Genomic DNA, 26,235 nt, shown 5'->3' with positions numbered 1-26,235 from the left:
TAATGTTAACTCAAAGTTATAAAATATGATCTCAACGCGAAATCCAGGATATTTCGCTTCCAGAACCCTGTTCTTTCCTTATACTCAGCCATGCAAACATTTGCCCCATCCTGAAAGATGCGTCTACAGAACGCACAAAGGCAGGGCAACAACACAATGAAAGGATTACTACATGACTACGCAACGTTCATCGGGGCTATTCTCGCGCCTGGCGCAAGGGAGCCTGGTTAAACAAATTTTGATCGGTTTGGTTCTGGGGATTTTACTGGCACTGGTGTCAAAACCTGCGGCAGAAGCCGTTGGTTTACTGGGTACTCTGTTCGTCGGCGCGTTAAAAGCCGTCGCACCAATTCTGGTTCTGATGCTGGTAATGGCTTCTATCGCCAACCACCAGCACGGGCAAAAAACCAATATCCGCCCAATCCTGTTCCTCTACCTGCTCGGAACATTTTCCGCAGCGCTAGCGGCCGTTGTCTTCAGCTTCGCCTTCCCATCAACGCTGCATCTTTCAAGCAGCGCCAGCGATATCGTACCGCCGTCCGGCATTATTGAAGTGATGCGTGGCCTGCTAATGAGCATGGTTTCTAACCCAATTGATGCACTGCTTAACGCCAACTACATCGGCATCCTGGTTTGGGCCGTCGGTCTGGGCTTTGCGCTGCGTCACGGTAATGAAACGACCAAAAATCTGGTCAACGATATGTCCAACGCTGTTACCTTTATGGTGAAGCTTGTGATTCGTTTCGCGCCGATCGGTATCTTCGGCCTGGTCTCCTCCACGCTGGCAACCACCGGTTTCGCCACGCTTTGGGGCTACGCGCAGCTGCTGACCGTGCTGGTAGGCTGTATGCTGCTGGTAGCACTGGTGGTCAACCCGCTGCTGGTATTCTGGAAAATTCGCCGCAACCCATATCCGTTAGTGCTGGCCTGTCTGCGTGAAAGCGGCGTGTACGCCTTCTTTACCCGTAGCTCCGCGGCAAACATTCCGGTGAATATGGCGCTGTGTGAGAAGCTGAACCTGGATCGTGATACCTATTCGGTTTCTATCCCGCTGGGAGCCACCATCAACATGGCTGGCGCGGCGATCACCATTACCGTGTTGACGCTGGCGGCGGTAAATACGTTGGGTATTCCGGTCGATTTACCGACGGCGCTGTTACTGAGCGTGGTGGCTTCGCTGTGTGCCTGCGGCGCATCGGGCGTGGCGGGAGGTTCTCTGCTGCTGATCCCACTGGCATGTAATATGTTCGGTATCCCGAATGACATCGCCATGCAGGTCGTTGCCGTTGGCTTTATCATCGGCGTATTGCAGGATTCCTGTGAAACGGCGCTGAACTCTTCTACAGACGTCCTGTTTACCGCTGCGGCCTGCCAGGCTGAAGACGAACGTCTGGCAAATAACGCCCTGCGCGGCTAATCTCTGCCCCTCCGTCACCGGACGGAGGGGTTCTCTTCTTGTACGCTTTTTTCAATTTTGAATGGATCAATTCCGCGTTTTTGCATCCGCCGGAAGCGAATAATGTTCAGGCCGTTCATCACCAGAAAACTACCTTCGATCATCGTCCCACCAATCGATCCCAACCAGAAATTATGGATAACCCAACAGGCGGTTGCGCACCACATTACGCAGCGCACGGTCAGCCCCTGGCAGCGAAACAGCGCCCAGGTGCTGGCCAGCGTGCCGATAATCGGCAACAGCTCCATCGCATGCTGTAATTTCGCCAGCCCAAGAACCAGGGTGAGGATAATAAAAACGGTCATTACCCACAGTTTGCGGGTATGCATCGAGACGAGTGTGCGGATGGTGTTTAGCTCTGCACTCATTCCCGCAGGCCAGGCGCCCATCAGAAAAAAATGCACGCCAATGGTGGCGCTGTAGACGGCAAGTTGCAGCCGGAACCGGCGCTCATCTCGATTGAAAAAGGTGGTAATGCCGATCAAAAAGGCGATGACACCTACGCCCTGGGCCAGCCAATACGCGGTCATGGGAGATCCTTGTGAGGAAACGCAAAAACAAACGGCGCTCCATATTATGAAACGCCGTTTTTAAAATCCACTCCATTTCGATTACCCAATAGATTTCGTGCTACCGCAAGGCGGTAAGTTCAGACATCCCCGGGAGCTTACTGGAGTAAGTGACCGGGGTGAATGGACGCAGCCAACGCGGCTGTCACGCGAAAGATGAAGGGTAATTACAATGTTACGCCGCTTTTAAAGATAGCCAGTTCCCGGAAATCGTTGCGCTCGTTGCAAGTTTGCTTGCCATTGGCGAACTCAACGATCGTATCGACAAACTCGCTCAGCAGCTGAGGCATCGCTTTACCGTGGATCAGCTGTCCGGCGTCAAAATCGATCCAGTGTTTTTTCTTGGCCGCCAGCTCGCTGTTGGTCGCAATTTTCACCGTCGGCACAAAACCGCCGTACGGCGTACCGCGGCCGGTGCTGAACAGCACCATATGACAGCCCGCGCCCGCGAGGGCACTGGTAGCAACCGCATCGTTACCCGGCGCGCTCAGTAAGTTCAGGCCGTGTGTCTTCAGGCGTTCGCCGTAGCGCAGTACATCCACCACCTGGCTGGAGCCCGCTTTTTGCGTGCAGCCCAGAGATTTATCTTCCAGCGTGGTGATCCCGCCCGCTTTGTTGCCCGGCGATGGATTCTCGTAAATCGGCTGGTCGTGAGCAATGAAGTACTGCTTAAAGTCATTGACCATGGTCACCAGCTTGCCGAAGGTTTCTTCGTCACGGCAGTGGTCCATCAGCAGCTGCTCGGCACCGAACATTTCCGGTACTTCAGTCAGCACGGTGGTGCCGCCGTTGGCAATCACATAGTCGGAAAAACGCCCCAGCATCGGGTTGGCGGTAATACCAGACAGGCCGTCAGAGCCGCCGCATTCCAGACCAAACTTCAGCTCGCCCAGCTTACCCGGCTCACGCTTATCGTTACGCATCACGTTGTACAACTGATGGAGATGTTCAATCCCCGCTTCCACTTCGTCTTCCTGATGTTGGCAGACCATAAAGTGAACACGCTCAGGATCGTACTCGCCTAAGGTTTCGCGGAAGGCATCAACCTGGTTGTTTTCACAGCCCAGGCCGACCACCAGCACCGCACCCGCATTCGGGTGGCGCACCATATTTTGCAGCATGGTACGGGTGTTGATGTGGTCGTCACCCAGCTGTGAACAGCCGTAGGTGTGACTGAAAAGATGCACGCCGTCGATACCCTCGGCGTCGTTGGTCTCTTTCAGAAAGCGGGTCTGCATCTGACGCGCCATAGCGTTGACGCAGCCGACCGTCGGCAGGATCCACAGTTCGTTGCGCACGCCGACCTCGCCGTTGGCGCGACGGTAGATCTGTACGTCGCGATCGGCGGGTTGAACAAGCTCTGCCTGAAAATCAGGGTGGTAGCTATACGTGTCCAGGTCGCTCAGATTCGTGCGCGTGTTGTGAGCATGAATATGCTCACCCGCCGCCACGTCCACCAACGTATGACCGATTGGCAAACCGTATTTAATGACGTTTTCGCCTTGCGCAATATCGCATAAAGCGAATTTATGGCCACGAGAAACCGCTTGGCGCAGGATTACCGCTTGCCCATCAACGGTGACTTCGGTTCCTTCAGCCAAATCAGCGAGCGCTACCGCGACGTTATCCAGCGTATGGATCTTGATGTATTGCATACCTTCACCCAGGCCTTAGTTCAGTTCAATGGCGAAATAATCACGCGCATTGTTGAAGCAAATATTTCTGACCATTTCACCCAACAGCTGGATATCTGCCGGCGCTTCACCTGCAGCAACCCAACGGCCAATCATCTGGCACAGGATGCGACGGAAGTATTCATGGCGCGTATATGACAGGAAGCTACGGCTATCGGTCAGCATGCCGACGAAACGGCTCAGCAGACCGAGCTGGGCCAGCTGCGTCATCTGACGCTCCATACCGTCTTTCTGATCGTTGAACCACCAGCCGGAACCGAACTGCATCTTGCCCGGCATACCTTCGCCCTGGAAGTTGCCGATCATGGTGCCCAGCACTTCGTTATCGCGCGGGTTCAAACAGTAGAGAATAGTTTTCGGCAGCAGGTTCTGTTCGTTCTGCTTGCTCAGCAGTTTGGACAGCTCTTCGGCCATCGGGCGATCGTTGATGGAGTCGAAGCCGACATCCGCGCCCAACAGTTTGAACTGACGCAGGTTGTTATTACGCAGTGCGCCGATATGGTACTGCTGTACCCATTCACGACGCGCGTATTCCGCACCGAGGAACACCAGCACCGCGGTTTTAAACTGGGCAACTTCATGCTCGCTCAGCGTTTCACCCGCCAGGCGGCGTGCCAGAATGCTATCCAGTTCAGATTCGTTAGATTCAGCAAACAGCACCACGTCCAGCGCGTGGTCAGAGACTTTACAGCCGTGAGCCGCAAAGTGATCCAGACGTTTGGTCAGCGCAGCTTGCAGGTCGCTGAAGCGGCGGATATCCGTGTCAGACACCTCACCGAGCTTCGCCATATAGTCATTAAAGGTCGCCTGCTCAATGTTAAAGGCTTTATCCGGACGCCAGCTCGGCAGCACTTTCACATCAAAGCTTCCGTCTTTAGCAACGGCCGCGTGATGCTCCAGAGAGTCGATCGGGTCATCGGTAGTACCAACCATTTTCACATTCATCTGCTGCATGATGCCGCGCGCGGAGAATTTGTCCTGCGCCAGCAGTTCGTTGCACTGGTTCCAGATTTCGTCAGCCGTTGCCGGAGACAGCAGCTTACCTGTAATACCAAACGGGCGACGTAATTCGAGGTGGGTCCAATGGTACAGCGGGTTACCGATTGTGTGCGGAACCGTGGCGGCCCAGGCGTCAAACTTCTCGCGATCGGACGCATCGCCGGTACACAGGCGCTCAGCGACGCCGTTAGTACGCATCGCACGCCACTTGTAGTGGTCACCCTTCAGCCAGATGTCATACAGGTTATTAAAACGGTAGTTTTCCGCGATTTGTTGCGGTGGCAAATGACAGTGGTAGTCGAAGATTGGCTGGTCTTTGGCGTAATCATGATACAGACGGCGGGCAAATTCGGTGTCCAACAGGAAATCTTCAGTCATAAACGGGGTCATTATCGTCTTCCTCTCAGCGAGTGCGTCAGATTGCTTATGTTTTGATGTTGACAAAGTTATCACACCAATTTCCATACACTGAAGATATTTTCGTGAGTTAGATCAACAAATGGCGACAAAAAAATTACTCTCAAAGAGGTAAACCACGCGCCAAGCCGCACCAGCACTGGCTTTGCTGAATCGAAATAATGACCACACGAAGATTCACACTTTTGTGATGGCACTCACCTTTTAAAGCTGTATGACAAGTTATCTTTTTGCCGTCGCGATACATAAGCCGACGGAATGCAAATTACCGATGTATCACCATCGGATTAACCGGTACGGAAACCGAATTAGCACAAATATTGACATGGCAGAGTTCGGGGAGTACCGGCTTTTTTTTCGGTTACCCCCTCGTAAAAGAACATCCTCCTCCCTGAACTGGAAGATGACCGCTCGTTCGCGGACATAACAAAACGATGAGGTTTTACATGCGTAAAATTAAAGGGTTACGTTGGTACATGATCGCACTGGTGACGCTTGGCACCGTGCTGGGTTATCTGACACGTAACACTGTGGCGGCAGCTGCGCCAACTCTGATGGAAGAGTTACACATCTCCACCCAACAGTATTCCTATATCATCGCAGCGTATTCTGCTGCTTACACCGTAATGCAACCTGTTGCCGGCTACGTGCTCGATGTGCTCGGCACAAAAATTGGTTACGCGATGTTCGCCGTTCTGTGGGCCGTCTTCTGTGGCGCGACCGCACTGGCTGGTAGCTGGGGTGGACTGGCGCTGGCGCGAGGCGCAGTCGGTGCCGCTGAAGCTGCGATGATCCCTGCGGGTCTGAAAGCCAGTTCTGAATGGTTCCCGGCAAAAGAACGTTCAATCGCCGTGGGTTATTTTAACGTCGGTTCCTCTATCGGCGCGATGATTGCTCCGCCGCTGGTCGTCTGGGCTATCGTCATGCACAGCTGGCAGATGGCATTCATTATTTCTGGTGCCCTGAGCTTTATCTGGGCCATGTGCTGGTTGGTATTTTACAAACACCCACGCGACCAGAAAAAACTGTCTGATGAAGAACGTGATTACATTCTGAATGGTCAGGAATCACAGCATAAAAACAGCACCGCCAAGAAAATGTCTCTCGGTCAGATCCTGCGTAATCGCCAGTTCTGGGGCATCGCGCTGCCGCGTTTCCTGGCAGAGCCGGCCTGGGGTACCTTCAACGCCTGGATCCCGCTGTTCATGTTTAAAGTCTACGGCTTTAACCTGAAAGAGATTGCGATGTTTGCCTGGATGCCGATGCTGTTTGCTGACCTGGGTTGTATCGTAGGGGGTTACTTACCGCCGCTGTTCCAGCGCTGGTTCGGCGTTAACCTGATCGTTTCCCGTAAAATGGTCGTCACCATGGGCGCATTGCTGATGATTGGCCCAGGGATGATCGGTCTGTTCACCAGCCCGTACATTGCTATCGCCCTGCTGTGCGTCGGCGGCTTTGCTCACCAGGCGCTGTCCGGTGCGCTGATCACGCTCTCTTCTGACGTATTTGGTCGTAATGAAGTGGCAACCGCGAACGGTCTGACCGGTATGTCCGCCTGGCTTGCAAGTACGCTGTTTGCACTGGTCGTTGGCGCGCTGGCTGACACCATCGGCTTCAGCCCGCTGTTCGCCGTACTGGCGGTATTCGACCTGCTCGGCGCGTTAGTCATCTGGACGGTATTGCAGAACAAATCGGCCAGCGAGGTAGAGTCAGCTTCGCAAACTGGCGATCCCGCTGCGCAAAGTTAACCAGACACGATTTAACAAGGTTATGTAATGCTAAGCCGCCAGTCATCTGGCGGCTTTTTTATCGCCGCGAGTGGAGCCGTAATCGCAAAAGTGGTATAACAAATAGAGTCTGCCGTATCATGCCTGGAGCGCATATGGAAATCACCGAACCACGACGTTTGTACCAACAACTTGCCGCTGATCTGAAAGAACGCATTGAGCAGGGTGTCTACCTGGTGGGTGACAAACTCCCCGCCGAGCGCTTTATCGCCGATGAAAAAAATGTCAGCCGCACCGTGGTTCGTGAAGCGATTATCATGCTCGAGGTTGAGGGCTATGTTGAAGTGCGTAAAGGATCGGGGATCCACGTCATTTCAAACCAACCCAAACACTATGTCGCGCCAGATGAAAGTCTGGAATTCGCCAGCTACGGTCCGTTTGAGCTGCTCCAGGCTCGCCAGCTCATAGAAAGCAACATTGCTGAGTTTGCCGCCACCCAGGTGACCAAACAGGACATCATGAAACTGATGGAAATTCAGGAGAAGTCGCGTAACGAAAAAAGCTTTCGTGACTCCGAGTGGGATCTCCTGTTCCATGTGCAGGTCGCGCTGGCAACACAGAACTCTGCCCTGGCCGCGATTGTTGAAAAAATGTGGACTCAGCGTATTCACAACCCCTACTGGAAGAAGCTGCACGACCACATCGACCTGCGCACGATAGATAACTGGTGCGACGACCATGACCAGATCCTGCGGGCGCTGATTCGCAAAGATCCACACGCCGCCAAACTGGCGATGTGGCAGCATCTTGAGAACACAAAGCAGATGCTGTTTAACGAAACCAGCGATGATTTTGAATTCAACGCAGACCGTTATCTTTTTACCGATAATCCCGTCATTCATCTCGATACGGCAGCTAACGGCGCAAAATAAACAATCTTAACGATGCAGGCGCGACAAAGCGCCTGTTTCTGACGCTTGGTAAGCATTAGGTATAAAGTGTCAGCCTGTGTAAATCCTCTCGCCTCCCTCCATTGCGATAAGCAAAATCACAGTGCAACACCCGTAATTTCTATAACGGACTACGTTGACCTTTGTTACAATTAGTTGTTATTTGAATTTTTGTGTTTGAGAGCTTGCTTACTTCACAACTTTACAGGGAATAGTTCAGGCCGTGAATTTGTGTCAGACCGCGATCCATGTAAAAAACACCAATAAAATTGCGGCGTTACAAACTCCAGAATACCGGCATGACGACAACCGATTCTCCAGGAATATTGAATGGAACTACTGACTCAATTATTGAATGCTTTATGGGCTCAGGATTTTGAAACGCTGGCCAATCCCTCCATGATTGGCATGCTCTATTTCGTACTGTTTACCATTTTGTTTCTGGAAAACGGACTGCTGCCAGCAGCCTTTTTACCTGGCGACAGTCTACTGGTACTGGTCGGCGTACTTATCGCTAAAGGCGCGATGGGTTTTCCGCAAACGGTACTGCTGCTCACCACCGCGGCCAGCCTGGGTTGCTGGCTCAGCTATATCCAGGGGAGATGGCTGGGAAATACCCGCACCGTTCAAAACTGGCTGTCTCATCTACCCGCGCACTACCATCAGCGCGCACATCATCTGTTCCATAAGCATGGCTTGTCTGCCCTGTTGGTCGGTCGCTTTATCGCGTTTGTCAGAACATTACTGCCGACCATCGCAGGATTGTCCGGTCTTAACAATGCGCGCTTTCAGTTCTTTAACTGGATGAGCGGACTGCTTTGGGTTCTGATTCTCACAACGCTTGGCTATCTGCTGGGCAAAACGCCAGTGTTTCTCAAATATGAAGATCAGCTGATGTCTTGTCTGATGCTGCTTCCCGTGGTGTTACTGGTGTTTGGTCTGGCAGGTTCACTGGTTGTGCTTTGGAAAAAGAAATACGGGAACCGAGGGTAAATTATGCTGAAATCATGCATAACACTCCGACGACTGGCCTGGACGACTACTTTTATGCTGTTTATCGGCGCGCTGCTCCTGACCTGGTCGGTCATCCGCCAGCAGGAGTCAACGCTTGCCATTCGTGCTGTAAACCAGGGAGCCACCATGCCTGATGGCTTCTCTATCTGGCATCACCTGGACGCCAACGGTATTCGCTTTAAAAGCATTACTCCGCAAAATGACGCGCTGCTGATCACCTTTGATTCCAGCGCGCAAAGCGCAGCCGCAAAGGTCGTGCTGGACCGAACGTTACCGCACGGTTTCGTTATTGCTCAGCAGGATGATGATAATCAGGCGGTACAGTGGTTATCCCGCTTACGTGATACCCCGCACCGTTTTGGTTAATCTCCAGGAATCTGAATTAGATCACTCACTTTGGTGATTTCATCATTTAGCGCCTATGATTAATAAACTGGGTTTATGACCCATTGCTTTATTATTCTGGAGCATCGGCCAAAGCCACAAGGTCGAATCACAATGGAAGGTTCAAGAATGAAATACCGCATCGCTTTAGCAATTAGTCTTTTCGCTCTCAGTGCCGGCAGTTACGCCTCCACCCTCTGTCAGGAAAAAGAACAGGATATTCAGCGGGAGATAAGCTATGCCGAAAAGCACAACAATCAAAACCGCATCAATGGTCTGAACAAAGCGCTGAGCGAAGTTCGGGCAAATTGTACTGACAGCAAACTGCGCGCCGACCATCAGAAAAAAATCGCCGAGCAGAAAAATGAGATAGCCGAGCGTCAACGTGATTTGGCCGAAGCGAAGCAAAAAGGCGATGCGGATAAGATAGCCAAGCGCGAACATAAGCTTGCTGAAGCTCAGCAAGAGCTGAAAGAACTCGAGACACGCGATTACTAAGTACGGTAACTAGTCACTCAACTGGAGAAAACTATGTCGAAAGATAATGCTACGGAAAACCTGCGCGCTGAGCTGAAATCTCTTGCGGATACGCTTGAAGAAGTACTTAGCTCCTCTGGCGATAAGTCGAAGGAAGAGATGAGTAAAATTCGCAGCAAAGCCGAACATGCGTTACGCGAGAGCCGCCATCGTCTGAGCGAAACCAGCGATGTGATTGCCAAACAGACCCGTGAGGCCGCGGCAAAAGCCGATAACTACGTACGCGAAAACCCATGGACAGGCGTCGGCATTGGCGCTGCAGTCGGTGTGGTACTTGGTGTACTGCTGTCGCGCCGTTAATAATGGCAGACTCTCAACACGCACAAGGTCCAGGCAAAGGCGTACTGGGTATTGGACAGCGGATCCTGACGATTCTCGTTGAGATCGTAGAGACGCGGCTGCGGCTGGCCGTCGTTGAGCTGGAAGAGGAAAAAGCCAATCTCATCCAGATCCTGCTGATGCTTGGGCTGACCATGCTGTTCGCGGCGTTTGGTCTGATGAGCCTGATGGTGCTTATCATCTGGGCCATAGACCCGCAGTATCGCCTGAACGCCATGATTGCCACCACCGTTGTGCTGTTGCTTTTAGCGCTTATCGGCGGGCTATGGACGCTGAGTAAAGCGCGTAAAACAACGCTGCTACGCCATACGCGCAATGAACTCGCTAACGACAGGCAGGCCCTGGAGGATGATGCATAATGAGCAGTAAAGTCGAACGTCAACAACGTAAGGCGCAACTGCTTGGACAGATCCAGCAGCAAAGGCTGGATCTGTCTGCCACTCGCCGCGACTGGCTGGAAGCCACCGAAGTTTACGATCGTGGCTGGAAGACGCTGCTGAACCTGCGTGGCTGGGTGTTGGTCGGAAGCAGTATTATGGCGGTTCGCACCATTCGTAACCCGAATCTGCTGGTACGCTGGGCTAAACGCGGCTTTAGCGTGTGGAGCATCTGGCGTCTGGTTAAATCGACCATCAGACAACAGCAACTGCGCGGCTAATCACCTCTCCTCCCCCTAACCTCAAATTTTTTGAAAATTTCTGACAGTTTTCCTTGCTAACAATTGTCATTAGCCGCGTTTATGATTCTCTCCATCGACAGCAACGACGCGCTCTGCGACGTCGTTGCACAAAAAAACACAATAAGCCGCCTGAGTGGTTTCCTGGAGAGTATGATGAAGAAATTAGAAGATGTTGGTGTACTGGTAGCGCGCATTCTGATGCCAATCCTGTTTATTACCGCAGGTTGGGGAAAAATCACCGGATATGCGGGTACCCAACAGTACATGGAAGCCATGGGCGTCCCAGGATTTATGTTACCGCTGGTTATCCTGCTTGAGTTTGGCGGCGGTCTGGCCATCCTGTTTGGTTTCCTGACCCGTACTACTGCGCTGTTCACCGCGGGCTTCACGCTGCTGACGGCGTTTCTCTTCCACAGCAACTTTGCGGAAGGTGTGAACTCTCTGATGTTTATGAAAAACCTGACCATCGCAGGCGGCTTCCTGCTGCTGGCTATCACCGGTCCGGGCGCATTCAGCATCGACCGTGTACTGAATAAAAAATGGTAAGCGAGCTATACTAAACGCATCAAAAAGCGAGGAGACATCTCCTCGCTTTTGCTATCTGAGGAGGCGAAAATCATGGGACAACTCATTGACGGCGTATGGCATGACACCTGGTATGACACCAAATCAACCGGGGGAAAATTTCAACGCTCTGCATCAGCTTTCCGTAACTGGCTCACCGCGGATGGCGCACCGGGTCCAACGGGCGAAGGGGGTTTCGCCGCCGAAAAAGACCGCTATCATCTCTACGTTTCTCTGGCCTGTCCGTGGGCGCATCGCACGCTGATCTTGCGTAAACTCAAAGGGCTGGAACCGTTTATTTCCGTTTCCGTTGTGCATCCGCTGATGCTGGAAAACGGCTGGACCTTTGACGATAACTTCCCGGCGGCAACCGGCGATACCCTGTATCAGCACGAATTTCTTTATCAACTCTATTTACACGCCGATCCGCACTACAGCGGTCGGGTGACCGTTCCGGTGCTGTGGGACAAAAAGAACCACACCATTGTCAGCAACGAATCTGCAGATATCATCCGTATGTTTAACACTGCGTTTGATGCGCTGGGCGCGAAAGCCGGGGATTACTATCCACCCGCTCTGCAAACTAAAATCGACGAGCTCAACGGATGGATTTATGACAACGTCAATAACGGCGTGTATAAAGCCGGATTTGCCACCAGTCAGGAAGCCTACGACGACGCCGTAGAAAAAGTCTTTCAATCTCTGGCGCGACTGGAGCAGATCCTTGGGCAACATCGCTACCTGACCGGGGACCAGTTAACAGAGGCCGATATTCGCCTGTGGACCACGCTGGTGCGCTTTGATCCTGTGTATGTGACGCACTTCAAGTGCGACAAACACCGGATTAGCGACTATCTGAACCTATACGGTTTCCTGCGCGATATCTACCAGATGCCAGGCATTGCGGAGACCGTTAATTTCGATCACATCCGCAATCACTACTTCCGTAGCCACAAAACCATTAACCCGACCGGTATTATTTCTGTCGGACCGTGGCAGGACCTCAACGAACCCCACGGGCGTGATGACCGTTTTGCCTGATTTACACGGGTCCCCTTTGGGGGCCAAATAATTAATACTGCAAATATTTACCAGCATTCCATTCACGGCTATTCTTAATTTGATTGCTTTAAAAACAAGTAATTGAATACAGAACGAGGCAAAAATGGATTGGTATTTAAACGTATTAAAGAACTACTTTGGTTTTGGGGGCCGCGCGCGTCGTAAAGAATACTGGATGTTTGTGCTGGTCAACATCATCTTTACGTTCGTGCTGGGCATTCTGGACAGAATGCTTGGCTGGGAACGCGCCGGAGGGGAAGGCATATTAACGACGATTTATGGGGTTCTGGTCTTTATCCCGTGGTGGGCGGTGCAGTTCCGGCGTTTACATGACACCGACCGTTCGGCCTGGTGGCTACTGGTGCTGCTGATCCCGATCGTAGGCTGGTTGGTAATCATCATTTTCAACTGTCAAAATGGGACTCAGGGGAGCAACCGCTTCGGCGCTGACCCGAAACAACTGTCCTGATGTAATACACCATCTTGTCGGCCGGATAAGGTGCATTTGCACCGCATCCGGCGTAACAGCCCTGCTATTTACCCGCAAACAGCTTGGGAATTTCCCGCAAACACCAGGATTTCGCTTCGCCCATGCTGTCTCGACGCCAGGCCATAATAATATCAATTTCGCTTGTCGATTCCGGGCTAACCACACGCAACCGACCCGCCGCAATGTCCTCTTCCACCAGCGGGTATGGCATCGTCGCCACGCCAAGGCCGGCCAACAGCGCCTGGCGTTTATCTTCTATTGAACTCACCGTCAGACGCGGCTGTTTATCCAGCAGTTGAACCGTCAGCACCGGACGTTCGCGGGCCGTGTCCGCCACCGCGATTCCGCGGTACTTCACGCGGGTGACTTCCGACAACGGTTCCGGCTCCTGATGAATTGGATGATCCGGGGCCGCCACATATACGTTCATCAACGAGTACAGCTTGCGCGAGTTGATTTCCGAAGATGAGCGAAAATGCATATCCGGCGCAATCACGATATCCGCCCGCCCCTGCTCCAGACGCTCCCACGCCCCGGCCAGAACTTCGGTAATAACGGAAAGCTGGGTATTGGCCTTCCCGGCAAGTCTGTCGATCAGCGGGAAAAACGCCGCCGTCGGCACCAGCGCTTCGGTGACGATGGTCAGATGCGTTTCCCAACCGCGAGCCAGCGCTTCGGCATCGGTGGTCAGCTTATCCGCAGCTTCCAGCAGTACACGCCCACGTTCCAGCAGCATACGCCCGACGTTGGTGAATTTTGTGCGATGACCTGAACGGTCGAACAGCACGACGTCCAGCTCTTCCTCCAGCTTCTGCATGGTATAGCTGAGCGCGGAAGGAACGCGCCCCAGTTCGTCCGCTGCGGCGGCAAAGCTGCCACGCCGGTCTATTGCGTCCATGACGCGTAACGCCTCAAGCGTTAAAGCCCTTTCTTTGGCCATCTCGTTCTCATTCAGGAAATTTGAACATACCGGGCAGAATATCTGGCTAACAATGCAGCGTCTAGCCATTTAACATAAAAGGAAGTAAAGAGAGGTCAAGAACTATGATTACTACCCGTACAGCCAAACAATGCGGGCAAGCAGACTACGGCTGGCTGCAGGCCCGTTATACCTTCTCCTTTGGACACTATTTTGATCCTAAACTGCTGGGTTATGCCTCGCTGCGTGTTCTGAACCAGGAAGTTCTGGCACCGGGAGCCTCTTTCCAGCCACGTACCTATCCGAAGGTGGATATCGTCAATCTGATCCTCGAAGGGGAAGCGGAGTATCGCGACAGTGAAGGGAACCATATCCAGGCCAAGGCAGGAGAAGTTTTACTGCTCGCCACACAGCCGGGAATTAGCTACAGCGAACACAATATCAGCAAAGATAAACCGTTAACCCGAATGCAGCTCTGGCTGGATGCCTGCCCGCAGCGTGAAAACGCCTGCGTACAGAAAGCCACGCTGAGTGCCGGTAAGCATCAGTTGCTCGCCTCGCCGGATGGAGAACAAGGCAGCCTGCATCTGCGTCAACAGGTATGGGTGCACCACGTTGAACTGCAACAAGGTGAATCGCTGAGTTTTCAGTTACATGGGCCGCGGGCTTACTTACAGTCGATCCACGGCAGATTCCATGCGGTGACATCTGGCGCCGAAAAGGAAGCGCTCACCTGCGGCGATGGCGCATTTATTCGTGACGAAACTAACATAACGTTAGTCGCCGATACCGCGCTGCGCGCTTTGCTGATAGATTTGCCCGTATAGTCAGGGAAAACAATGGAGTACGACTATTGAGCAAGAAATCATCAAAAAAACGCCAGCCGCAGGTTGAGCCGAAAAAACAGGATACTGTGACCTTCGGCTATGAAGAAATGCTGACAGAGCTGGAAGCGATTGTGGCGGATGCCGAGCTACGGCTGGAAGACGAAGAAGCCGCCTGAAAAGGCGGCTTAGAGTTATGCCGGGGGCGATTCCGCCTTACCCGGCCTGCAGATTAATGTGCCTTACTGGCCATGATCTCAATGATCTGCTTGTCGGTTTCCTGCATCGAGCGACACGCCAGCGCACACAGGTTCGTGATAGATTGCTCCACGTTGTGCGCCACAATCCCTTCATTGCCGGTCACAGCGGTATCATCCAGCGCCATCAGCACCGCTTTCCACGCCGCAGATGCGCTGGTTGAAACTTTCATCGCGCAGCTGTTTGAGGCGCCATCGCAAATCATTCCGCTCACGTCGCCAATCATGCTGCTGATTGCCATCGCGATAGTGTTGTAGCGACCATCAACAATCCACGCCATCCCCGCCGCGGCGCCCATCGCCGCCGTGGTTGCCGCACACAGTGCAGACAAACGCGGAAGCTGATGATGGATGTAAATAGCGCTCAGGTGAGACAACATCAGCGCACGCGCCAATTTCTCTTCATCCGCACCAAAGTGCTCAGCCACCACCATTACCGGAACGGTCGCGGTAATCCCCTGATTACCGGAGCCCGAGTTGCTCATTGCCGGAAGCGTCGCCCCGCCCATTCGCGCATCCGATGCCGCACTGGTGCGGATCAGAATAGAGGTGGAGAGATCGTTCGCCAGCAAGCCACGCGCGCACTGCTTCTCAAGCGTGGTTCCGATGTGCAAGCCCCAGTTACCGCGCAGCCCTTCCTGGGACAGCGCACCGTTCAGTTTCGCCGCATCGAGAATAAAGCGGATTGACTCAAACGGTACCGCGTTCACGAACGCCAGAATCTCTTCCAGCGACGTGTGGGACAATACCGCCAGCGGTGACTCCTGCTCCTCTTCCTGAGCGTTCTGTTCTGTCGTGAACACCACGCCTTTATTGGTCTCAATGTGCACAATGTTGGTATGACCACCAACAATCGTCACGCACGCCCATCCCTCAGCGCTATAAACCTTCGCACGGGAGAAGAGAATGTCCTCGCATGGCTCCTGCAGCATCACCGCGACCTTCCCGGCGGTAAGCATCGCTTTCGCATCGGCAATCGCTTGAGGCGAGGCGTCTTTCAGTACCTCTAAACCGGCGTGGGCATTTCCCCCCAGCGCACCCAGTGCCGCCGCGACAGGCAGCCCAACCATTCCGGTACCCGGCACGGTAACGCCCATGCCGTTTTTCATCAGGTTCGGTGAGACCCACGCATCAATGCGTTCAACCGCGCCGTCCAGCTCAGAGGAGGCGACCGCTGCCGCCAGAGCCAGAGAGATAGGTTCCGTGCAGCCCAGCGCAGGCTTAACTTCTTCCTGCACCGCGCGGATAAAACTATCCCATAATGGATTCAATGTAGTCTCAAACATAACAACAACCTTTGCTCAGATATCTCAGGAAAATGCCAGGAACGGAGAAACGCACAGCAGCAGGCCCGTGATAATAATCAGATACAGGGAAGCGCCTTTGTATTTGTGCAGTGCAGGAACTTTGTAGACCAGCCAGGCCGGGATCAGACATCCCACCATGCCGAAGATAGGGCTACAAATAGAAGTGAAGCTCAGTACCGGCGCATTGAGCACAATGGCTCCCCACGCCAGCAGGATAGCGAAAACCATAATGCCGCGCTGAACCAGGGTCTCATTGATTTTCTCGGCTGGCATTTTGCGGCGCAGCACGTTCATCACGATCCCTTGAGTGGCTTCACGGAACCCTAAGTAAACGCCGAAGAAAGCGGTCATTACGGCAAAGATGTTCAGAATAACGCTGACGATTTTCACCCAGCCAGCACCCGCGCCGCTGATAAACTGCGCGGCAATCGCCAGAGCGGAAATGTTCTGCTCATAAGCTTTAACCGCTTCGTCATGGCCCATCGCCAGCGTGAAGGAAACGGCGTAGAAAAAGACGGTCACAAACAGAATACCGAACGCAATATTCATGGCTCGCAGGGCTTTATGGCGTGCCACTTCAATGGATTTATTGCGAGAACGATAGGAGATAACCATCGGGCTTAAGGTCTGAATAAACAGAATCGAGGTCAGGGTAAACGGCAGCGTGATAATCGCGTTTTTGATCAACAGTGCCATCGGCGGCAGTGAACCTACGTTATATAAATGCCACATCCCAACCATCGACACGCCAAGCGCCGCCACCACCAGCAGCTTGGTCAGTACCATACCGGTGGAGATTTTAAACAGCAGTTTTTCCCCGCGGGACGAGATAGCCACCAGGATGCAAATCAGCACCAGGCCATAGAACGGGCTGTCGGACAGTAAACCTTCAGTAACGCCAAAAGTATGCAGGTAGGAGGCGCTATCGTTGGTGATGGCGGTGGAATAGACGAACATCCAGATAACCAGCATCACAAAATACAACGCACCTAACAGGATGCCCCAGTTCTTACCCAGATAGCCGCTGATCACGCTCGGGTAGTCTTTACACTCTGGGGACTCAGCCAGCGTATTAATAAACAGACGCTGGAACAGATACATGGCTGGGTAGCCGATGATAGAGGAGAGCAAAAACACCCACAGCCCCATCAAACCCACCTGGACGGGAAGAAAAACAATCCCCGCACCAATTGCCATACCGATACTCATAATGACCCAGCCGGTGTCCATGCTGTCGAATTTAATGGCTTCGCGCCATTCGCTTTCGGTCATTCCCGCCCGACGTGCCGGAGCAGATGCGTCGAGTATTACGCTGTTATTCGTTGCCGTTTCCATAATTTTCCGCTCAATGTGTAGGTAGAGGTTTTTATATTTTTTTCGTACTGCCTCAATGCGATACGCAGTACTACGGTGCAGGTGAGCTATTGGAGTAATGAGGAAATCATACGCGCAGGATCAGAGAAAAACTTCACAAACAAACCCCTGTAATTTCTAAAAGTTAAGAAATATTTTCTCTTTTATTTCCATATAAAGAATTTAATTTCTATATTTGAAGCAGATCACAACAAAAAAGGCGCACTAACATGTAATACCAGTCAGTTAAGCATTATGGAGAACATGTGATTTCGGCTCAGGGTTCCGTTCACCTCAGTGGTATCACTTTTCTGAAACGCAGATACCCGTGAACGTGCACGGTGCACTGACTTCCAGTTAACTCTGTTTTGCTGTTCAGATAAAAAACGCAGGGGGTCAGGTGTGGGCTGGTCCGGCTGAAAATTGCCGACGTGTTTCCGTAAGGCCGGGAGAACCCGCAGGGATGCGGGTTCAGGGCGCGTTTTGCAGGGACGCTACCTCGCGCCCGGCCCGGTAGCCTGGAGGAATAAACGGAGGGGAACGCGGAGCGGCAATTTTCCCGCCGGGAGCCGGGATTGTTAAGGGTACGGCGATAGTACCCTTAACACGTTCACAGCTCGTATTGTCTCAGATAAGTGACAAACATAAGGTGAACGTAGCAATACGCCGGAGGCAACAGATTCATTACCTCCGTATGTGCCACTTTCCATTATCGCTACGGCCACTCATCCTCGTTAACTGACAAGCATTACGCACTAACGTGCACCTTTTTTATCAGGTCATATTGATTAATTTATTGCTGAATAGCGCTGCGCTGACCAGGCACGGCTTTTACCTCAGGTACAAACCACTTTAATTGCCAGCCCACCGCGTGAGGTTTCACGGTATTTGTCGTTCATATCTTTGCCCGTTTCATACATGGTCTCGATCACTTTATCGAGCGAAACGCGTGGTTCTGACGTTCGACGTAGCGCCATGCGCGCGGCGTTGACGGCTTTTACTGCGTTGATCGCATTACGTTCAATGCACGGTATTTGCACCTGTCCGGCTACCGGATCGCAGGTCAGCCCCAGGTTATGCTCCATGGCGATTTCCGCTGCAATGCAGACCTGCGACGGGCTACCGCCCAGCAGTTCTGTCAGACCGGCAGCCGCCATTGAACAGGCTACGCCAATCTCACCCTGGCAGCCCACCTCAGCACCAGAAATAGAGGCGTTCATCTTATACAGCGCGCCTATCGCCCCCGCGGCCAGCAAATAGCGGGCAATGGAGTTCGCATTCACCGGACGGCGGAACTTGTCGTAATAGGCCAATACGGCGGGAATAATCCCACATGCACCGTTGGTCGGCGCCGTCACAACCCGGCACCCGGCGGCGTTTTCTTCGCTCACGGCCAGCGCGAACATGTTGATCCAGTCAATAACGTTCATCGGGTCGCTGGAAAGATTATCGCTGGAAACCAGCAACCGGCGTAACGCCACGGCGCGACGCGGAACGTTAAGCGGCCCCGGCAGGACGCCTTCGGTGTTCATGCCGCGCTCAATCCCGGCGTGCATGACGTCCCAAATGGCGGCAAAGCCAGCATCGATTTCCTCTTTGCTGCGCATCGCCAGCTCGTTTTGCATCATCAAGCCGGAAACAGACAGCCCATTGCGCTCGCACAGTTTCAGCAGTTCGCTGGCGGAATGAAAATTGTAGGGCACGTGTGCTTCAACATCATGCACCTGCCCAAATTGCTCCTCTTCAATGATAAAACCACCGCCGACGGAGTAATAGGTTTTGCTTAATAGCCTCTCGGTGCCGTTCCACGCGGTGATACGCATGCCATTTTCATGGCGTGGCAGCGTTTCGGTATGAAAGAGGATATTTTCATCTGGAGAGAAATCGACAACATGCGTGCCCTCAGCAACCGGCAAACGTCCGGTACGGGCCACTTCCTGAGTAAAACCAGCGATTGAGTCTATATTAACGTTTTGCGGACTGTTACCGGCCAGCCCCATCATGATCGCGACATCTGTCGCATGACCTTTCCCGGTCAGGGAAAGCGATCCGTAAAGATCGACCACAATATGCGTGGTTCTGGGGAGTTCGCCGCTGCTGACCAACAGATCGATAAAGCTTTTACCTGCGTTCATTGGCCCCACGGTATGGGAGCTGGAAGGTCCAATGCCAATCTTGAAAATATCGAATGCGCTAATCATATCCACACCCTCGGATTGCCGTTCAGTGAAGACCAGGTTTCACACTCATTAAGGATTGGGGCGATCCTGAGATCGCCCCGCAAGGGATTACAGCGTATCGCCACGTACGGCGATGGCTTCAATCTCCAGCTTCACATCCTTTGGTAAGCGGGCGACCTGTACGCAACTGCGCGTGGGGTAGATAGCCTGATGCTCATCAAAGAACTGCTGGTACACCTGGTTAATGGTGGCGAAGTCGTTCAGGTCGGATACGAAAACGGTAGTCTTCACGATATCGCTCACTTTCAAACCTGCGGACTCGACGATCGCTTTCACGTTTTCCAGGCTTTGACGTGCCTGATCGGCCACGTTTTCTGCCACTTCACCGGTCTGTGGACACACCGGGATTTGACCTGACGTCAACACCATGCTGCCCAGATCCACCCCCTGTACGTAAGGCCCAATCGCCCCTGGCGCACATTCGGTTGCAATAACTTTTCTCATAATCCCTCCGGCGTCAGAGCGCCTGGGTGAAAGTACGTGAAATAACATCCTGCTGCTGTTCACGGGTCAACGCGTTGAAGCGCACCGCATAGCCAGACACGCGGATCGTCAGGTTCGGATAATTTTCCGGGTGCTCAATGGCATCCATCAACATTTCACGGTTCATAACGTTAACGTTCAGATGCTGCCCACCTTCCACATGCGCTTCGTGGTGGAAGTAACCGTCCAGCAGACCAACCAGGTTGGTTTTACGCACCCCATCTTCTTTGCCCAGTGCAGCCGGCACAATGGAGAAGGTGTACGAGATACCGTCTTTGGCATAGGTAAACGGCAGTTTGGCCACCGAGGTTAACGACGCAACCGCGCCTTTACGATCGCGGCCGTGCATCGGGTTAGCCCCTGGTGCAAACGGCGTACCTGCCCGACGTCCGTCCGGTGTGTTACCGGTTTTCTGTCCGTACACCACGTTGGAGGTGATGGTCAGGATGGACTGCGTCGGCACCGCGTTACGGTAGGTTGGCAACACCTTAATTTTCTTCATGAAACGTTCAACCAAGTCGCAGGCAATGCTGTCTACTCGCTCGTCGTTGTTGCCGTATTGCGGATAGTCGCCTTCGATTTCGAAATCGACAGCCAGACCGTTTTCATCACGAATCGGTTTCACGCGGGCGTATTTGATAGCCGACAGAGAATCCGCCGCCACGGACAGACCCGCCATACCACAAGCCATCGTGCGATAGACATCACGATCGTGTAGCGCCATCAGCGAAGCTTCATAGCTGTACTTGTCGTGCATATAGTGGATGATGTTCAGCGCGCTGATGTACTGCACGGCCAGCCAGTCCATAAAGTGGTCCAGGCTCTCCATCACCGTATCGTAATCCAGCACGTCATCCATCAGCGGTGCCGTTTTCGGCCCAACCTGAATTTTCAGCTTCTCATCCACGCCGCCGTTGATTGCGTACAGCAACGTTTTGGCGAGGTTGGCACGCGCACCGAAGAACTGCATTTGTTTGCCGATAACCATCGGGCTTACGCAGCAGGCAATGGCATAGTCATCGCTGTCAAAGTCGGCACGCATCAAATCGTCGTTTTCATACTGCAAAGACGAGGTGATGATAGACACCTGGGCGGCGTACTTTTTGAAGGCAATCGGCAGCGCTTCAGACCACAGCACCGTCAGGTTCGGCTCAGGCGCCGGTCCCATGGTGTGCAGCGTATGCAGGTAGCGGAACGAGTTTTTCGTCACCAGCGTGCGGCCATCCAGCCCCATGCCGCCGATAACTTCAGTCGCCCAGATAGGGTCGCCTGAGAACAGGGTGTCGAATTCCGGCGTACGCAGGAAGCGCACCATACGGATCTTCATAATGAAGTGGTCGATCAGCTCCTGCGCCTGCTGCTCGTTTAAAATTCCCGCTTTGAAATCGCGCTCAATGTAGATGTCGAGGAACGATGCGGTACGGCCCAGCGACATTGCGCCGCCGTTCTGAGATTTCACCGCAGCCAGGTAAGCAAAGTAAACCCACTGCACCGCTTCCTGCGCATTACGCGCCGGGCGGGAGATATCGCAGCCGTACTTCGCTGCCATTTCCTGCATCTGTAGCAGGGCGCGACGGTGCTCAGACAGCTCTTCGCGCAGGCGAATCGTGGCTTCAAGATTCTGGCCCCACTCCAGGTTCGACTGGAGATCGGCAAACTGCAGTTCACGCTCGCGTACCAGGTAGCGGATACCGTACAGCGCGACGCGGCGATAGTCGCCGATGATACGACCACGGCCATAGCCATCCGGCAGACCGGTCAGCACGCCGGATTTACGGCAGCGCAGCATATCCGGAGAGTAGGCGTCGAATACGCCCTGGTTATGGGTTTTACGCAGTTCAGTAAACTGGTATTCAAAATCAGCATCCATCTCACGACCATAAGCATCAAAAGAGCTTTTGATCATGTTGATGCCGCCAAACGGATGCAGAGCGCGCTTGAGCGGCTTATCCGTTTGCAGACCGACGATTTTTTCCAGTTCTTGTTCAATATAACCCGCATCATGTGCGGTTATCGTGGTGGCAATATTGGTATCGAAATCAACCGGCGCGTGCGTCGAGTTTTCAATACGGATGCCCGCCATGACTTTTTCCCACAATGCAGTGGTCGCTGGCGTTGCTTCGGCGAGGAAAGATTCATCCCCTTCATAAGGCGTATAGTTGTGCTGAATAAAATCACGGACATTAATTTCTTCTTTCCAGTCCGTACCTTTAAAGCCATTCCAGGCTTCGGCATACAGCATATCGCTGGTATCGATATTTACCTTCATGAAAAATAATCTCTCTGCTGAAAATTAATTATGCAAATTCTACTGGTATATTAATTTTGCCTAACGCAATGGCATCACGCGCAATCATTTTCTCTTCATTTGTGGGAATAACCGCACAAATAACACGAGCATCTTTATTAGAGATAATTCTTTCGCCATGGGAATTTGGCAGGCTATTCATCTCGCTGTCGATATTCACCCCTAAAACGGCGAGATGCTCGATAACCAGACGACGAATTAATACCGAGTTCTCACCTATTCCACCGGTGAAAATAATCCCATCAAGACGATGCAGCGAAGCGGCATGTCCGGCGATATGGCGCGCGATACGATGCACAAACGTTTTAATCGCCAACTGCGCACGCTCATGTCCCTCGTGCCAGGCTTTTTCTAACGTACGTAAGTCAGAGGACAAACCGGAAATACCCAGTAAACCGGACTCTTTATTCACAACGCGCTCAAGGTCGCTCAGCGTCTGGTTGGTTTCGCTGGCAATCCACGCCATGGCGCCGAAATCGACGTCACCGCTGCGTGTGCCCATCATCAGTCCTTCCAACGGCGTCATGCCCATTGAGGTATCAACGCTCTGCCCGTTACGCACCGCGCAGATTGACGCGCCGTTCCCCAGGTGAGCCACAACCAGACCGGAGTCATCACTCTGCAGCTCAAGAAGCTCATGCGCTCGCTGAGATACATAGCGGTGCGACGTGCCGTGGAAGCCATAACGACGAACGCCTAACTCCTCAAAATATTTCCACGGTAGACCGTAAAGATAGGCCTCTGGGGCCATCGTCTGGTGGAAGCTGGTATCAAATACCGCAACCTGCTGCACGCCTGGGAAAAGGTGCTGTGCGGATTCAATCCCACTGAGGTTCGCATAATTATGTAACGGTGCTAAAGGTGATACCCGGCGAATATTATCGATAACGTCGTCAGTAATAATTGCTGATTCGGTAAAGATATTTCCACCGTGGGCAATGCGGTGGCCAATTAAGGCCACGCTGTCCATTAAATTACGTTTTTCCAGTTCAACGGCGATTGCTTTTAATGCGTCTTCGTAGCTGTGGTGAGCCAGCTTAGCTGGCTCTCCTCCATTAATTGCTATGAACGCATTTTCAGAGTTAATACCGTCCGCGATTCCCGCCATTAAAACTTCACAGTTCGCTGCATCCAGCACTGAGAATTTAATGGAAGACGAACCACAGTTAATAACCAGTACTACCGGAAACTCATTCATTTCACTACTCCGCTCATCCTGAGCTTAAGGATTAAAACAGTTTGTAGACAATGTTCAGGATAGTCAGCAGACCAATCACGGTAACAAACACGTTATCCAGACGGCCACGGTATTTCGCCAGTGACGGCGCTTTACGGATGGCATACATCGGCAGCAGGCAGAGCAGAGAGGCAATAATCGGCGCGCCCATTGCTTCAATCAGGTCCAGGATGTTCGGGTTGGCGTAAGCCACAACCCAGGTGGAGCCCATGATGAAGATCATGCTGATGGTGTTAAGTTTGCCGACGGAAACCTTAGTTTTATCGCCTTTGTAACCAAACTTCAGCACCAGACCGTTCAGACCTTCCAGCGTGCCCAGGTAGTGGCCGAAGAAAGATTTGAAGATAGCAACCAGTGCGATGATTGAAGCGCCGTACTCCAGAACGGTCGCGAAGGTGGACTTCGAACCGGACAGTGAAGCGAAGTGGTTCGCCAGGTAAGACAGTACTGGAATGTTCTGCGCTTTCGCATCCGCCATGTTTGCCGGAGAGAGCGTGAACAGGCAGCTAAAGGCAAAGAACATCACCACGGCAACCATCAGCATACTGGCGCGGGAGATGATTTTTGAACATTTCTGCTCGGTAAATTCGCGACCGTAATCTTTCTCATACTCTTCACGTTTAGAGACCACGAAGGAAGAAACGATAGGTGAGAAGTTGAAAGAGAACACCATGATGGAAATACCCAGCCACACGGTAACCAGGATGCCGTCATGGCCAGTCAGAGCGATATTGCTGAGATCAACCTGATCGATAACCGCAGAGTTCCAGTAAGGAATCAGAGACAGAGAGATCAGCACCAGGCTGGCAATAAACGGCCATACCAGGTAGCTCATCACTTTAACCATCAGATCCTTACCAAACCAGATGACGAATGCCATCAGCAGCAGCAGGAACAGTGCCACGAAGCCACGGTTTAACGCTGGCATCTGCAACTGGTTTTCCCAAAAGGTCATAAAGGTGTTGGTAATGGTGACGCCATAAATCCACAGCAGCGGACAAATCGCAAAGAAGTAGAGGAACGTGATAACCACGCCGCCCGTTTTACCAAAGTGCTCTTCAACCGTTTCTGTGATGTTACCGGAAGGGTTAGAACCGGAAAGACACAGGCGTGCCAGCGCACGGTGGCAATAGAAGGCGATGGGGTATGCTAACACCAGCATTATCAGAATGGGGATCAGTCCGCCAAAACCTGCGCGGATAGGGAAGAACAGCACCCCGGCGCCGATGGCTGTACCAAATAAACCCAGTGTCCAGGTGGTGTCCGATTTGCGCCAGGACGACTGTTTTGTCTGGCTGGATACAATGCTATCAGTAGTACTCATATCCTATCCTCAACGAAGTATATTAAGCGTCAACTAAACCAGTAATTTGAGATACACGAGAAAGGTCGATATTACCGCCAGAAATAATGCTGACTGTTTTTCTGTTCTGGATATAGCTATCTAATTTCCCGCTTAATAATGCTGCGCAAGCCAGCGCGCCGGCACCTTCAGTCACAACTTTATTTCGCTGAATTAATGCCACCATGCTGTTGCGAATTTCATCTTCGCTGACCAGGACAATGTCATCCACCAGCTCACGAACAATTTCATACGTTAAAGTACCCGGGCGGGAAACGTCACAACCATCCGCCAGGGTGCCGGTCGTTCGGTGCGTGGTTATTTCTCCAGCGTGGAAAGAAGCCGCCATGCCATGAACATTTTCAGACTGTACGCCAATAATTTTAATAGTCGGGTTAATAGATTTAATTGCCACTGCAATACCAGCAATCAGTCCGCCACCGCCAATTGGCACAATCACGTTATCGACATCGTACAGATCTTCCAGAATTTCCAGACCAATAGTGCCCTGACCAGCAATCACTTTCGGGTCATCATAGGGTGGAATAAAGATACGGCCTTCAGTTTCCACAATCTCGCTAACCTTAGCGATGGTGTCGTTGAAGTTGTCGCCGTGCAGCACAACCTCTGCGGAATAATCGCAGGTTGCAGCAACTTTAGACTTCGGCGCGCCTTTCGGCATGACCACTTTGCCGTCGATTCCGAGCATGGCGCAGGAGAGAGAAACCCCTTGCGCATGGTTACCTGCAGAGCAAGCCACCACGCCCTTACATCTTTCAGCTTCGGTTAATGAACTGAGCTTGTTAAACGCGCCACGGATTTTAAATGAACCGGTACGCTGCATATTTTCAAACTTGAGGAAAATTTCCCCTTTGCAACGTTCACTAAAATAGTTAGAGCGAGGCATTCCCGTTTTATAAATTTTCCCCGCCAGTCTTTTTTTCGCTTCGAGGATATCTTCAATTGCAACTGGGAGATCGTATGTAATGTGCATTAGAACCTCTTACTAGGGTATTAAAGTAAATAGATAGCCGTGACCATTGTCAGAAATAGACAGATGGCGTTGATTTCGTGTTAAAACAAA

At 52.4% G+C, this 26,235-nt stretch carries 26 protein-coding genes; 14 read left to right on the top strand and 12 right to left on the bottom strand.

Features of this window, described 5'->3' with window-relative positions; all coding sequences use genetic code 11:
• The first annotated feature begins 172 nt into the window (after positions 1-172).
• The gene (gene sstT, locus GFC06_RS07545; RefSeq protein ID WP_049283300.1) at positions 173-1,417 is read left to right on the top strand and encodes a serine/threonine transporter SstT; all 1,245 of its coding nucleotides are present in this window, start codon (positions 173-175) and stop codon (positions 1,415-1,417) included.
• Between the two features lie 14 nt (positions 1,418-1,431).
• On the opposite strand, the gene GFC06_RS07540 is transcribed toward sstT, so the two are convergent.
• The 3 genes from GFC06_RS07540 to uxaC form a co-directional block, all read right to left on the bottom strand.
• Positions 1,432-1,986, bottom strand: coding sequence for a YgjV family protein (locus GFC06_RS07540; protein WP_016154613.1), 555 nt, complete (start codon positions 1,984-1,986; stop codon positions 1,432-1,434).
• Positions 1,987-2,192: 206 nt separating this feature from the next.
• Positions 2,193-3,680: a UxaA family hydrolase gene (locus tag GFC06_RS07535; RefSeq protein ID WP_016154614.1), complete on the bottom strand. Its 1,488-nt coding sequence runs from the start codon at positions 3,678-3,680 to the stop codon at positions 2,193-2,195.
• Between the two features lie 15 nt (positions 3,681-3,695).
• Positions 3,696-5,108, bottom strand: coding sequence for a glucuronate isomerase (uxaC, locus tag GFC06_RS07530; protein ID WP_047499643.1), 1,413 nt, complete (start codon positions 5,106-5,108; stop codon positions 3,696-3,698).
• A gap of 473 nt (positions 5,109-5,581) precedes the next feature.
• Between uxaC and GFC06_RS07525 the strand changes: the two genes are divergently transcribed.
• The 11 genes from GFC06_RS07525 to GFC06_RS07475 all read left to right on the top strand — a co-directional run bounded on the left by GFC06_RS07525 (position 5,582) and on the right by GFC06_RS07475 (position 12,860).
• A complete protein-coding gene (locus GFC06_RS07525; RefSeq protein ID WP_016154616.1) occupies positions 5,582-6,883 on the top strand; it encodes an MFS transporter in 1,302 nt (433 codons plus the stop codon).
• A 134-nt stretch (positions 6,884-7,017) separates the two neighbouring features.
• Positions 7,018-7,794 carry a transcriptional regulator ExuR gene (gene exuR / locus GFC06_RS07520; protein WP_047499647.1) on the top strand — a complete coding sequence of 259 codons (777 nt, stop codon included), beginning with the start codon at positions 7,018-7,020 and terminating at the stop codon, positions 7,792-7,794.
• A gap of 348 nt (positions 7,795-8,142) precedes the next feature.
• Positions 8,143-8,805: a DedA family general envelope maintenance protein YqjA gene (gene yqjA / locus GFC06_RS07515; protein WP_003024820.1), complete on the top strand. Its 663-nt coding sequence runs from the start codon at positions 8,143-8,145 to the stop codon at positions 8,803-8,805.
• An 18-nt stretch (positions 8,806-8,823) separates the two neighbouring features.
• Positions 8,824-9,192: an EnvZ/OmpR regulon moderator MzrA gene (mzrA, locus tag GFC06_RS07510; protein ID WP_029139667.1), complete on the top strand. Its 369-nt coding sequence runs from the start codon at positions 8,824-8,826 to the stop codon at positions 9,190-9,192.
• A 147-nt stretch (positions 9,193-9,339) separates the two neighbouring features.
• Positions 9,340-9,708, top strand: a complete 369-nt coding sequence (locus tag GFC06_RS07505) for a DUF1090 domain-containing protein (protein WP_016154619.1) — start codon at positions 9,340-9,342, stop codon at positions 9,706-9,708.
• Between the two features lie 33 nt (positions 9,709-9,741).
• On the top strand, positions 9,742-10,047 hold the full coding sequence (locus tag GFC06_RS07500; protein WP_003024832.1) for a DUF883 family protein: 306 nt from the start codon (positions 9,742-9,744) through the stop codon (positions 10,045-10,047).
• 2 nt (positions 10,048-10,049) lie between these two features.
• The gene (locus GFC06_RS07495; protein WP_016157537.1) at positions 10,050-10,445 is read left to right on the top strand and encodes a phage holin family protein; all 396 of its coding nucleotides are present in this window, start codon (positions 10,050-10,052) and stop codon (positions 10,443-10,445) included.
• Positions 10,445-10,744: a YqjK-like family protein gene (locus GFC06_RS07490; protein ID WP_003024845.1), complete on the top strand. Its 300-nt coding sequence runs from the start codon at positions 10,445-10,447 to the stop codon at positions 10,742-10,744. The genes GFC06_RS07495 and GFC06_RS07490 overlap by 1 nt, the downstream gene beginning before the upstream one ends.
• 174 nt (positions 10,745-10,918) lie before the next feature.
• A complete protein-coding gene (locus tag GFC06_RS07485; protein ID WP_003024847.1) occupies positions 10,919-11,311 on the top strand; it encodes a DoxX family protein in 393 nt (130 codons plus the stop codon).
• Positions 11,312-11,383: 72 nt separating this feature from the next.
• Entirely contained in the window at positions 11,384-12,370 is a 987-nt protein-coding gene (yqjG, locus tag GFC06_RS07480) for a glutathionyl-hydroquinone reductase YqjG (RefSeq protein ID WP_016154622.1), read from the top strand.
• A 124-nt stretch (positions 12,371-12,494) separates the two neighbouring features.
• Positions 12,495-12,860, top strand: a complete 366-nt coding sequence (locus GFC06_RS07475; RefSeq protein WP_016154623.1) for a DUF805 domain-containing protein — start codon at positions 12,495-12,497, stop codon at positions 12,858-12,860.
• Between the two features lie 64 nt (positions 12,861-12,924).
• Here GFC06_RS07475 and yhaJ read toward each other — a convergent pair whose 3' ends face one another.
• Positions 12,925-13,821, bottom strand: coding sequence for a DNA-binding transcriptional regulator YhaJ (yhaJ, locus tag GFC06_RS07470; protein ID WP_016154624.1), 897 nt, complete (start codon positions 13,819-13,821; stop codon positions 12,925-12,927).
• Between the two features lie 104 nt (positions 13,822-13,925).
• Between yhaJ and GFC06_RS07465 the strand changes: the two genes are divergently transcribed.
• Positions 13,926-14,627, top strand: a complete 702-nt coding sequence (locus GFC06_RS07465) for a pirin family protein (RefSeq protein ID WP_016157539.1) — start codon at positions 13,926-13,928, stop codon at positions 14,625-14,627.
• Positions 14,628-14,653: 26 nt separating this feature from the next.
• A complete protein-coding gene (locus tag GFC06_RS07460) occupies positions 14,654-14,803 on the top strand; it encodes a hypothetical protein (RefSeq protein WP_016157540.1) in 150 nt (49 codons plus the stop codon).
• A gap of 53 nt (positions 14,804-14,856) precedes the next feature.
• On the opposite strand, the gene GFC06_RS07455 is transcribed toward GFC06_RS07460, so the two are convergent.
• From GFC06_RS07455 to tdcB, 8 genes are all read right to left on the bottom strand, one after another.
• Positions 14,857-16,167, bottom strand: a complete 1,311-nt coding sequence (locus tag GFC06_RS07455; protein WP_016154627.1) for an L-cysteine desulfidase family protein — start codon at positions 16,165-16,167, stop codon at positions 14,857-14,859.
• 24 nt (positions 16,168-16,191) lie between these two features.
• On the bottom strand, positions 16,192-17,523 hold the full coding sequence (locus GFC06_RS07450; RefSeq protein WP_047499651.1) for an SLC5/6 family protein: 1,332 nt from the start codon (positions 17,521-17,523) through the stop codon (positions 16,192-16,194).
• Between the two features lie 854 nt (positions 17,524-18,377).
• Positions 18,378-19,742, bottom strand: coding sequence for an L-serine ammonia-lyase (gene tdcG / locus GFC06_RS07445; protein ID WP_019077758.1), 1,365 nt, complete (start codon positions 19,740-19,742; stop codon positions 18,378-18,380).
• Positions 19,743-19,829: 87 nt separating this feature from the next.
• On the bottom strand, positions 19,830-20,225 hold the full coding sequence (locus tag GFC06_RS07440; RefSeq protein ID WP_016157544.1) for an enamine/imine deaminase: 396 nt from the start codon (positions 20,223-20,225) through the stop codon (positions 19,830-19,832).
• Between the two features lie 13 nt (positions 20,226-20,238).
• Entirely contained in the window at positions 20,239-22,533 is a 2,295-nt protein-coding gene (gene pflB, locus GFC06_RS07435) for a formate C-acetyltransferase (RefSeq protein ID WP_016154631.1), read from the bottom strand.
• 28 nt (positions 22,534-22,561) lie between these two features.
• On the bottom strand, positions 22,562-23,770 hold the full coding sequence (tdcD, locus tag GFC06_RS07430; protein ID WP_016154632.1) for a propionate kinase: 1,209 nt from the start codon (positions 23,768-23,770) through the stop codon (positions 22,562-22,564).
• A 31-nt stretch (positions 23,771-23,801) separates the two neighbouring features.
• A complete protein-coding gene (tdcC, locus tag GFC06_RS07425) occupies positions 23,802-25,133 on the bottom strand; it encodes a threonine/serine transporter TdcC (protein ID WP_153689985.1) in 1,332 nt (443 codons plus the stop codon).
• 22 nt (positions 25,134-25,155) lie between these two features.
• The gene (tdcB, locus tag GFC06_RS07420; protein ID WP_003828594.1) at positions 25,156-26,145 is read right to left on the bottom strand and encodes a bifunctional threonine ammonia-lyase/L-serine ammonia-lyase TdcB; all 990 of its coding nucleotides are present in this window, start codon (positions 26,143-26,145) and stop codon (positions 25,156-25,158) included.
• Positions 26,146-26,235: the final 90 nt, after the last annotated feature.

Source organism: Citrobacter braakii (genome assembly GCF_009648935.1).
Classification (GTDB): Bacteria; Pseudomonadota; Gammaproteobacteria; order Enterobacterales; family Enterobacteriaceae; genus Citrobacter; species Citrobacter braakii.
The sequence above is the reverse complement of the archived record's forward strand: the minus strand, read 5'-3'. Positions and strand labels throughout refer to the sequence as shown.